The 10,718-nt window shown below is 69.8% G+C and carries 9 protein-coding genes and 1 pseudogene; all 10 read right to left on the bottom strand.

The genetic code is table 11. From position 1 onward, the window contains the following. Window positions 1-470 (bottom strand): annotated as a pseudogene (locus tag A9X00_RS23120) (GTPase ObgE); the annotation flags it as partial. Window positions 471-528: 58 nt separating this feature from the next. Then, complete coding sequence (gene rpmA / locus A9X00_RS23115; RefSeq protein ID WP_067158788.1) at window positions 529-795, bottom strand: 50S ribosomal protein L27; 267 nt, start codon at window positions 793-795, stop codon at window positions 529-531. A gap of 15 nt (window positions 796-810) precedes the next feature. After that, a complete protein-coding gene (gene rplU / locus A9X00_RS23110; RefSeq protein ID WP_067158787.1) occupies window positions 811-1,122 on the bottom strand; it encodes a 50S ribosomal protein L21 in 312 nt (103 codons plus the stop codon). A gap of 204 nt (window positions 1,123-1,326) precedes the next feature. Beyond that, window positions 1,327-4,017, bottom strand: coding sequence for an Rne/Rng family ribonuclease (locus A9X00_RS23105; protein ID WP_369830786.1), 2,691 nt, complete (start codon window positions 4,015-4,017; stop codon window positions 1,327-1,329). A gap of 398 nt (window positions 4,018-4,415) precedes the next feature. Then, a complete protein-coding gene (ndk, locus tag A9X00_RS23100; protein ID WP_067158783.1) occupies window positions 4,416-4,826 on the bottom strand; it encodes a nucleoside-diphosphate kinase in 411 nt (136 codons plus the stop codon). 29 nt (window positions 4,827-4,855) lie between these two features. Continuing rightward, window positions 4,856-5,167 (bottom strand): DUF4233 domain-containing protein, encoded by a 312-nt coding sequence (locus A9X00_RS23095; RefSeq protein WP_369830785.1) that lies wholly within the window; start codon window positions 5,165-5,167, stop codon window positions 4,856-4,858. Window positions 5,168-5,220: 53 nt separating this feature from the next. After that, window positions 5,221-6,657, bottom strand: a complete 1,437-nt coding sequence (locus A9X00_RS23090; RefSeq protein ID WP_067158781.1) for a folylpolyglutamate synthase/dihydrofolate synthase family protein — start codon at window positions 6,655-6,657, stop codon at window positions 5,221-5,223. Next, entirely contained in the window at window positions 6,654-9,305 is a 2,652-nt protein-coding gene (locus A9X00_RS23085) for a valine--tRNA ligase (RefSeq protein ID WP_067158780.1), read from the bottom strand. The genes A9X00_RS23090 and A9X00_RS23085 overlap by 4 nt, the downstream gene beginning before the upstream one ends. Window positions 9,306-9,395: 90 nt before the next feature. Next, on the bottom strand, window positions 9,396-10,040 hold the full coding sequence (locus A9X00_RS23080) for a LysM peptidoglycan-binding domain-containing protein (protein WP_067158778.1): 645 nt from the start codon (window positions 10,038-10,040) through the stop codon (window positions 9,396-9,398). Between the two features lie 155 nt (window positions 10,041-10,195). After that, window positions 10,196-10,718: DUF937 domain-containing protein (locus A9X00_RS23075; RefSeq protein ID WP_197515243.1), on the bottom strand; the 523-nt coding region annotated here is incomplete at its 5' end.

The raw sequence follows: 10,718 nt of genomic DNA, 5'->3' as shown, positions 1-10,718 counted from the left end.
TGGCGCTCCAGCGTCAGGTCGCGGGCCTGGCCCGGCTCGCCGAGCAGCGCAAAGCCCGGGGCCTTGCGGGCCCGCGAGGCGAGCGCGGCGTTGCCGAGGCCGCCGCGGCCGCCGGCGGCCGCCTCGAAGCGGGTGCCCGCCCCCACCAGGTCGGCGAGCAGGCGCCCGCGTTCGTCCAGGACGACGGTGCCGTCGGGGACTTTGACCTCGAGGTCCGCGCCGGCGGCGCCGTCGCGGTTGTTGCCCATCCCCTGCTTGCCCGAGGGCGCGGTGACGTGCGGGTGAAAGTGAAAGTCCAGCAGGGTATGCACCTGCGGGTCGACGACCAACACGATGCTGCCGCCGCGACCCCCGTTGCCGCCGTCGGGGCCGCCGAGCGGCTTGAACTTCTCCCGGTGGACCGACGCGCAGCCGTTACCGCCGGAACCCGCGCGCGCGTGGATGACGACGCGATCGACAAACCGGGGCATCGAGGGTCCTCTCAACTACCGCGGGCGCCGATGCGGGCCGGGGCCCGCCGCCGGACGCCTAGTCGGCGGTCTGCCCGGCCGCGACGATGCTGACGGTCTTGCGGCCGCGCCTGGTCCCGAACTCGACGGCACCGGATTCCTTGGCGAACAGCGTGTCGTCGCCGCCACGCCCGACGTTGACGCCGGGATGGAACTTGGTGCCGCGCTGGCGGACGATGATCTCGCCGGCCTTGACGACCTGGCCGCCGAACCGCTTCACACCCAGCCGCTGCGCGGCGGAGTCGCGGCCGTTGCGCGAGCTGGAAGCGCCCTTCTTGTGTGCCATGTCTGTCGCCTCCCGCTACTTGATCCCGGTGACCTTCAGGACCGTCAGCTGCTGACGGTGACCCTGACGCTTGTGGTAGCCGGTCTTGTTCTTGAACTTGTGGATGCGGATCTTGGGGCCCTTGGTGTGCTCGAGCACCTCGCCGGTCACCGCGACCTTGGCCAGCGCGGCGGCGTCGCTGGTGACCTTGGCGCCGTCGACGACCAGGGCGACCGGCAGCGTCACGTTGGCGCCCGGCTCGGAGTCCAGCTTCTCGACCTTGACGACGTCTCCGACGGCGACCTTGTACTGCTTGCCGCCGGTCTTGACGATTGCGTACGTCGCCATCGTTGCTCCTGCCTCATTCCTTCGCGCGCGTGCCACCGGCTGGTTCGTGGTGGGTCTGGGGTGCGGGTCCGCGCCGGTCACCCGGGAGTCCCGCCCGTCGCCGGCCAAAGTCTTAGCGGCCTGGCCTGACGACAACTGTCCAAGGGTACGTGACCAGCGGCTACAGGGTCAAACCGGCTCGCCTGACCGCTCGGGTGACGCAGGTCAGTCCACGTGGATCGGCGGGCCGGCGGGCCTGCCCGCCGCCCGGCGACGGCGCGGACGGCCGAAAGCCGCTCCCGCGTCACCGGCCGCGCCGGTGTCCACGCTGTCCTCGTCGTCGTCGAGGTCGTCCTCGTCGTCGTCGTCGTCCTCGTCGTCGTCGTCCTCGTCGTCATCGTCGTCCACGTCGAGGTCCTCGTCATCGAGGTCGTCATCGTCGTCGTCGAGGTCGTCCTCGTCCTCGTCGTCGTCCCCAAAGTCCTTGTCGTTGTCCCCAAAGTCCTGTCCGTTGTCATCGAAGTCGGCGCCCACCAGGACCGGTTCGGGCCGCTCTTCGGCCTCCCCGTCGACCTGGACGGTGACTTCCTCGGCGGTCTCCTCGGGCTCCCCGTCACCCTCGGTCGCCGCCTCCGACGCCCCGGACGCGCCCGCCGCCATCGCCTTGAACATCGGGTGTTCCCCGGGGGCGTGGGCCGGCAGCACCTTGGCCACGGTGGGCTCCTCGGCCCCCTTCTTCTTCGACCGCCTGCCCCGGCGGCCACCGGATTCGGACTTCCGGCCGTTGGACGGGGCCGAATCCACGGGATCGCTGTGCAGCAGCAGGCCGCGGCCGCCGCAGTTGGGGCACGTCGACGAGAACGCCTCGATCAGCCCGGTTCCCAACCGCTTGCGGGTCAGTTGGACCAGGCCCAGGGAGGTCACCTCGGAGACCTGATGGCGGGTGCGGTCACGGGCCAGCGACTCGGTCAGGCGGCGCAACACCAGGTCGCGGTTGGACTCCAGCACCATGTCGATGAAGTCGATGACCACGATGCCGCCGATGTCGCGCAGCCGCAGCTGGCGCACGATCTCCTCGGCCGCCTCCAGGTTGTTCTTGGTGACGGTCTGCTCGAGGTTGCCCCCGGATCCGGTGAACTTGCCGGTGTTGACGTCGATGACCGTCATCGCCTCGGTGCGGTCGATCACCAGCGTGCCGCCCGACGGCAGCCACACCTTGCGGTCCATCGCCTTGGCGAGCTGTTCGTCGATGCGGTGCACCGCGAACACGTCCGGGCCGCTCGCGTCGTCCGGCCCGGTGGCGGGCTCGTACTTGGTGAGCTTCGAAACCAGCTCTGGCGCAACGGCATTCACGTACTCGTTGATCGTGTTCCAGGCTTCGTCGCCGGAAACGATCAGGCCGGCGAAGTCCTCGTTGAACAGGTCACGGATGACCTTGACCAACACGTCGGGCTCTTCGTAGAGCGACACCGCGGCGCCGGCCGCCTTCTGTTTGGTTTCGGCGGCCTTGGCCTCGATTTGCTCCCAGCGTTCCTGCAGGCGGGTGACGTCCTTGCGGATGTCCTCCTCTTTGACCCCCTCGGACGCGGTGCGGATGATCACCCCGGCGTTGGACGGCACCACCTCGCGCAGGATCTCCTTGAGCCGCTGGCGTTCGGTGTCGGGCAGTTTGCGGCTGATCCCGGTCGACGACGCGCCCGGCACGTAAACCAGGTAGCGGCCGGCCAGTGAGACCTGCGTGGTCAGCCGGGCGCCCTTGTGGCCGACCGGGTCCTTGCTGACCTGCACGACGACATAATCGCCGGGTTTGAGGGCCTGTTCGATCTTGCGGTCGGACCCGCCCAGCCCCGCGGCCTCCCAGTTGACCTCCCCGGCGTAGAGCACGCCGTTGCGGCCGCGGCCGATGTCGACGAAGGCCGCCTCCATCGAGGGCAGCACGTTCTGCACGATCCCGAGGTAGATGTTGCCCACCAGCGAGGCGGAGGCGGCGGAGGTGACGAAGTGCTCGACGACGATGCCGTCTTCCAGCACCGCGATCTGCGTGTAGCGCGCGCCCGGGTGCGGTGGCTCGGTGCGGACCCGGTCGCGCACGACCATCATCCGTTCGACGGCCTCGCGGCGCGCCAGGAACTCGGCCTCGGTCAGCACCGGCGGGCGGCGCCGTCCGGCGTCGCGCCCGTCGCGGCGGCGTTGCCGCTTGGCCTCCAACCGGGTGGAGCCGTCGATGCCCTTGATCTCGGCGCTGCCGTCCCCGTCGCCGTTCTTGCCGCTGCGCGGCGGGCGCTCGTGCACCACGGTGTTCGGCGGATCGTCGGGCGACGGGCCCTCGTCGCCGTCGTCACCGCCCCCCGACTTGCGCCGTCGGCGCCGCCGCCGGCGGCGGCTGGCCGCCTCCGAGGACCCGTTCTCGTCGTCGCCGACGTCGGAGTCGTCCTCGTCGGTGTCGTCGGAGTCGGTGTCCTCGTCTACGTCTTGGCCGTCGCCGCCGCCCTGTTCGCCGCGGCCCCGGCCGCCCCCCCGGCGGCCGCGCCGGCGCCGCCGGTTGGCGGGCCGGTCGGTCTGTTCGTCGTCGTCGGTGTCGGAATCGTCGGAGTCGGCCGAATCATCCGCGTCGCTGTCGCGTTCGCCGCCGAGCTCGACCGGCTGCGGCGCGACGAACAGCGGCATGTAATCCCTTCCCGCACTTGAGGCGTCGAGCAGCAGCGGTTGTTGGGCGGCGGCGGCGCTGCTGAAGCCCGGGATGTTCGGCAGGGGTTGGGCGAAGAGCAGTTCGCGCACTTTGATCGCGTCCTCGCGGTCCACGCCGGAGTGCACGTTGCGGTCACGCCCGTCGATTGCGTTGAGCGCCGCGAGCACCTCTTTGTTGGTGCTCCCCAGCGCCCGTGCCAGCTGGTGAACCCTCAGGCGGTCCGGCAGGTCCGCATTCTGGGCCGGCTCCCGTGACGAGTCTGTGGGTGGTGCGCTGTCTGCCACGTATTCTCCTCTAGCCCCCGGGCGCGTCGTTTCGACGCGGCCACGCGAGGGCTTCGCTATCGGCCCGGGTCGCTTCTCCCAGGCTTGTGATGGTCTCGCCCCGAGCGGCTCAGTTAGAGCTCGCTCGGCGCCGTGCTGAATGTAGGCCTGACATGCGGCGCAACATCGCGGGATCGCGATGGTCGCGCTTGTCTAAGTCTTCATTCGGGTGTCCGACACCGGTCCGGCGACGTTCACCCGCTGTCAGTATCCCACATCACTTCCAGTGCCCACCCGCGCCCGATCCGCGCGCGTCAGCAAACGCCGCCGGGTCCCCGAGGCGGCCCGCAATCGCCCCGGCGCTAAATTCCGGGAAACCAGAGCCCGATCTCGCGCTTCGCGGAATCGGCCGAATCGGACCCGTGCACCAGGTTGAACTGAGTCTCCAGCCCGAAATCGCCCCGAATCGTGCCGGGCGTGGCCTTGTCCACCGGGTCGGTACCGCCCGCGACCTGCCGAAACGCCGCGATGGCGCGCGGCCCCTCCACGATCGCCGCCACCACCGGCCCCGAGGTGATGAATTCCAGCAACGACCCGAAGAAGGGCTTGCCTTCGTGCTCCGCGTAATGCTGGCCGGCCAGCTCCTCGCTGACATGGCGGAGTTCCAGCGCCGCGATGGTGAGGCCTTTCCGCTCGATGCGGCCGATGATCTCGCCGATCAGATGCCGCTCGACGGCGTCCGGCTTGATCAGTACCAGGGTCCGTTCGGTCACGGCGGACAGCGTACAGAACCGATTCGTGTCTAGCTTGGCGGCGACTGACGGCGCCGGACCTCGGCCCGGAAGTACGCGATCAGCGCCCACAACCCGGTGAACAGCACGCCGATGAACCCCACCCCCGGATACACCGCGAAACCGGCGAGCAGCACCACCTGCACGCCCAGGTTCACCCAGATCGCCCACGGCCTGTGCTGCAGCCCGGCCAGCAGGATCAGCACGACGGCCAGTCCGATCAGATAGGCCAGCGACGCGCCGTTCAGCCCGCCGCCGACGGCGCCCACCACCGGAATCGCCAGCAGCACCACGATCGCCTCCAGGATCAGCGTCGCGGCCATCACGCCGCCGAAGCTCTTCCACGGGTCGGCCGGTGGGGCCGCATTTTGGTCGGTCACGCCGGATCACGTCCGAACAGGGTCCGCGCGGCCCCGGCGGTGACCACCGAGCCGGTGACGACGATCCCGGTGCCCGAAAACGATTCCGCCTCACCGATTTCCGTGGCCGCCTCGTCGACCAGGGCGGTCGCGACGTCGACGGCATCGCGCAGGTTTTCCGCGGTCGTCACGCGATCGGGGCCGAACCGCTCGCGGGCGGCCAGCGCCAGCGACTCGACGTCCAGCGCGCGCGGCGAGCCGTTATGGGTCACGACGACCGAATCGAACGCCGGCTCGAGCGCGGCCAGGATGCCGTCCACGTCCTTGTCGGCCATGATGCTCAGCACGCCGACCAGGAACCGGAAGTCGAATTCGCCGGCCAGCGTCTGCGCCAGCGCCGTCGCCCCGGCCGGATTGTGCGCGGCGTCGATGAACACTGTCGGCGCGCTGCGCAGGCGTTCCAGGCGGCCGGGGCTGGTGACCGCGGCGAAACCGGCACGGACGGCCTCGACGTCGAGCTGTCGCTGCGCGCCCGCCCCGAAGAACGCCTCGACCGCCGCGAGCGCCACCACCGCGTTATGGGCCTGGTGTTCGCCATGCAGCGGCAGGTAGACGTCCGAGTAGACCCCGCCCAGGCCCTGCAGCTGCAGCACCTGCCCGCCGATCGCGACCTGGCGGCCCAACACGGCGAACTCCGAATCCTCGCGGGCGACGGCGGCGTCGGCGCGCACGGCCTGGGCCAGCAGCACCTCCATGGCCTCCGGCGCCTGCCGCGCGATGACGGCGACGGTGTCCGGGGCGTCCTCGGGCGCCTGGTGGATGATGCCGGCCTTCTCGCCGGCGATCCCGGCGAGGTCGGCGCCGAGGTATTCCACATGGTCGACGCCGACGGGGGTGATCACCGCGACCGGCGCGTTGATCACGTTGGTGGCGTCCCAACGGCCGCCCATGCCCACCTCGACCACCGCCACGTCAACGGGCGCGTCGGCGAACGCGGCGAACGCCATCGCGGTGAGCACCTCGAACTTGCTCATCGCCGGGCCCCCGTCGGCCTGCGACTGCGCGTCGACCATCTGCACGAACGGCTCGACCTCGCGGTACGTCGCCACGTATTGGGCCGGGCTGATCGGGTGCCCGTCGATGGTGATGCGCTCGACCGCCGATTGCAGGTGGGGACTGGTGGTCCGGCCGGTGCGCCGGCCCAACGCGGTCACCAGGGCGTCGACCATGCGCGCCACCGAGGTCTTGCCGTTGGTGCCCGCGATGTGGATGGACGGATACCCCAGCTGCGGCGACCCCAGCAGGTCCATCAGGGCGCTGATCCGGGTCAGGCTGGGTTCGATGCGGGTCTCCGGCCAGCGTTGATCCAGCAGGTGCTCGACCTGCAGCAGGGACGCGATCTCATCCGGAGTGGGAGCCGCGCTGGTGGCCCGTTCGGGCGGCTCCAAAGTCATTGCAGCGTGGCCAGCCTCGCGTTGATCCGGTCGGTTTCCTCCTGGGCGACGCGCTGGCGGTCGCGGATCTTGGCGACGACCTGGTCGGGGGCCTTGGCCAGGAAGTCGGCGTTGCCCAGCTTGGCGGCCGTGGATGCCAGCTCCTTTTGCGCCGCGGCCAGATCCTTTTCCAGGCGCCGGCGCTCGGCGGCGACGTCGATGGTGCCCGACGTGTCGAGTTCGACGACGACGGTGCCGCCGGACAGCCGCACCTCCACCGACGCGGACGGCTGAAAACTCTGATCCGGCGCGGTGAGCCACGCCAGCGATGTCACCGCCGCCACCTGGCCGCTCAGGTCGGTGGCGTCCACGCCGGCCAGCCGGGCGGGCACCTTCTGCCGATCGGCCAGACCCTGGTCGCTGCGGAAGCGGCGGACCTCGGTGACGAGCCGTTGCATGTCGGCGATCCGTTGCGCGGCAATGGGATCCAGGGCGATGCCCGACGTTTTGGGCCACTCGGCGATCACCAGTGACTCCTGGTCGGTCAGGGCCTGCCACAGCGCCTCGGTGAGGAACGGGATGACCGGGTGCAGCAACCGCAGCAACGTGTCGAGCACCGCGGCGAGCACGGCGGTGGTGTGGGCGAGGCCCTCGGCGAGCTGCGTCTTGGCCAGCTCGACGTACCAGTCGCAGAATTCGTCCCACGCGAAGTGGTACAGCGATTCGCAGGCGCGGCTGAACTCGTAGCCGTCGAAGGCCGAATCCACTTCTGCGCGAACCTCTTCCAGGCGCCCGAGGATCCAGCGGTCGGCGTCGGTCAGCTCGGCCTGCGCCGGCAGCGGGGCCAGCGCGGCCCCGTTCAGCAGCGCGTAGCGGGTGGCGTTGAACAGCTTGGTGCCGAAGTTGCGCGAGGCCCGGACGGCGTCCTCGCCGACGGACAGGTCACCGCCGGGGCTGGCGCCGCGGGCCAGGGCGAACCGCAGGGCGTCGGCGCCGAACGCCTCCATCCAGTCCAGCGGGTCGATGACGTTGCCCTTGGACTTGCTCATCTTGCGGCCGAACTCGTCGCGGATCAGCCCGTGCAGGAAGATGTCGGTGAACGGCACCTGCGGGCCGCGGCGACCGCCGAGCGTGATGGCGTCGTCACCGCCGACGAAGGTGCCGAACATCATCATCCGCGCGACCCAGAAGAACAGGATGTCGTAGCCGGTGACCAAAACGCTTGTGGGATAGAACTTTTCCAGCTCGGGGGTCTCCGCCGGCCAGCCCAGCGTGGAGAACGGCCACAGCGCGGAGGAGAACCAGGTATCCAGCACGTCGGGATCCTGCTCCCAGCCCTCCGGCGGCGCGTCGTCGGGACCGACGCAGACCTGCTCGCCGTCAGGCCCGTACCAGATCGGGATGCGGTGGCCCCACCACAGCTGCCGCGAGATGCACCAGTCGTGCATGTCGTCGACCCAGGCGAACCAGCGGGGCTCCAGGCTGGCGGGATGAATCACGGTGTCCCCGTTGCGAACCGCGTCACCGGCGGCCTTGGCCAGCGATTCCACCCGGACCCACCACTGCAGCGACAGCCGCGGTTCGATCGGCTCGCCGCTGCGCTCCGAATGCCCGACGCTGTGCAGGTAGGGCCGTTTCTCCTCGACGATCCGGCCCTGCGCCGCCAGCGCCTCGCGCACCGCGACCCGCGCCACGAAGCGGTCCATTCCGTCGAATTGCGTTCCGGTGTCGGCGATCCGGCCCTTGGTGTCCATGATCGAGATCATCGGCAGCTCGTGCCGGAGCCCGATCTCGAAGTCGTTGGGATCGTGCGCGGGCGTGACTTTGACCGCGCCCGTGCCGAATTCGGGGTCGACGTGCTCGTCGGCGACGATGAGGAGCGGGCGGTCCACGAAGGGGTGCGGCAGGCTGGTGCCGACCAGGTGGCGGTAGCGCTCGTCGTCGGGATGGACCGCGATCGCGGTGTCGCCCAGCATCGTCTCCACCCGGGTGGTGGCGACCACGATGTGCGGCTCCGCGTCGTCGAGCGAGCCGTACCGGAACGACACCAGCTCGCCCTCGACGTCGAGGTAGTTCACCTCGAGGTCCGAGATGGCCGTCTCGAGCACGGGTGACCAGTTGACCAGCCGCTCGGCCCGATAGATCAGCCCCGCGTCGTAGAGCCGCTTGAAGATGGTGCGCACCGCGCGCGAAAGGCCCTCGTCCATGGTGAAGCGGTCGCGGCTCCAGTCCACGCCGTCGCCGAGCCGGCGCATCTGGCCGCCGATGGCGCCGCCGGACTCTCGCTTCCAGTCCCACACCTTGTCGACGAACAGCTCCCGGCCGAAGTCCTCCTTGGTCTTGCCGTCGACCGCGAGCTGCTTTTCCACCACGCTCTGCGTCGCGATGCCCGCGTGGTCCATGCCCGGCTGCCACAGCACCTCATAGCCCTGCATGCGCTTGCGCCGGGTCAGGGCGTCCATCATGGTGTGCTCCAGCGCGTGGCCCATATGCAGGCTGCCGGTCACGTTGGGCGGCGGCAACACGATCGAGTACGCGGGCTTGGAGCTGCTCGCGTCGGCCTTGAAGTAGCCCGCATCCAGCCACTTCTGGTAGATCGCGTCCTCCATCGCGGCCGGATCCCACGACTTGGGGAGCTGGTCGGCGGCGGGGTGGGGGGGGGCGGTCACCGGTCAATTCTAGGGAGACTCCGTTGCGCGCGAGTAAGCGGTCGAATCCGCTGGTCACGCGGATCCGACCGCCACCGCCATCCCCGACGATCAGGGAATAGTCAGCACTTGGCCGGGCTGAATCAGGTCGGGGTTGGAGATGCTGCTGGCGTCGGCGATCGCCTGATATTTGCTGCCGTCGCCGTAGAAGCGCTCGGCGATGGCCCACAGGGTGTCCCCGGATTCGACGGTGTACGTTCGCGCGGCGGGCTCGGGCTCTGGCTCTGGCTCGGCAGCAGCCTCGGGAGCCGCCTGGGCAGCCCCCTCGCCCGTGGGCTCCTCGACGGCGGTGTCGGCGACCGGCTCCTCGACCTCGGGCGCCTCCTCGGTGGCCGCGGCCTCGGGTGCCGGGGGCGGCGGAGCGTCGGTCTCGGTCTTGGTCGACCAGGCCGCGCCGTCGGCGGCGTAGAGCACCAGATTGCGGTCGTCCTGCAGCACGAGCTTGACGTCCTTCCTGCCCTGCGTGGCGGTGTGCCACACCGGCTTGTCGGCCGTGTACACAACGAAATTGCCGTCGGGCTGCACCTCGGCCCGCACCACACCCTGGCCGTCGGTCCCGGTGGCCCAGAGGGCCTGGCCGCGCGCGGCCAGCACCAGGTTGCCGTCGTCCTGCAAGGTGAGGGTGTAGGCGCCGTTGTGCGAGGTGAGCGCTTCGCCCGGCACCAGCTTCTGTCCCGCGGTGAGTGTGTCCGACACTTCATTCCCCTCTCGTTGTCGCCGCCCGGCCGATTGGGGTCGGACGTCATTTCCCTTGTCCGATAAGGACAAACCTACTCATCCTGGTTCGCCTTGGGCAGCCTTGAACCCGACGCAATCGAAAGTATCCGGGAACTGCCCGTAAACAGTCGGGACTACTTCTTGCCGCCGAGCAGGCCGCCGAGGAGATCGCCAAGCGCGCCCCCCTTGCCGCTCAACACACCGCCGAGGATGCCGCCGAGGGATTTGTCGCCGGAGCCACCACCGAGGATGCTGCCCAGCACTTCACCCAGGCCGCCGCCGGAAGACGGCCCCTTCTTCGACGCGCCGCTCTCATCGCCCGAGCTGAGCCGTTTTCCGATGTATGCCAACACAATTGGCAGCACCACCGGCAGCAACTGCTTGAGCAGTTCACGGTCGCCGCCGCCCCGATCGGCCAGCGCCGACGCGACCTGATCGGCGTCGTTGCCACCGAACAGCGTCGCGACCGCCTGGTGGCCATCGGCCTCGCCGCCGCCGGCGTCGAGCAGGCCACGCGCGGCGTGACTGGTTGCCATGGATTCGATCCGGTCGGCGTGCTCGGGATCTTCGGAGTTCTGTTGCAGGCCGCCGAGCAGGGCCGGCACCAGGGTGTGAACAGCGTTGTCGACGTCGCCTTCGTCGGCGCCGAGCTTGCTC

Source organism: Mycobacterium sp. 1245805.9 (assembly GCF_001672915.1).
Taxonomy (GTDB): Bacteria; Actinomycetota; Actinomycetes; order Mycobacteriales; family Mycobacteriaceae; genus Mycobacterium.
The sequence above is the reverse complement of the archived record's forward strand: the minus strand, read 5'-3'. Positions and strand labels throughout refer to the sequence as shown.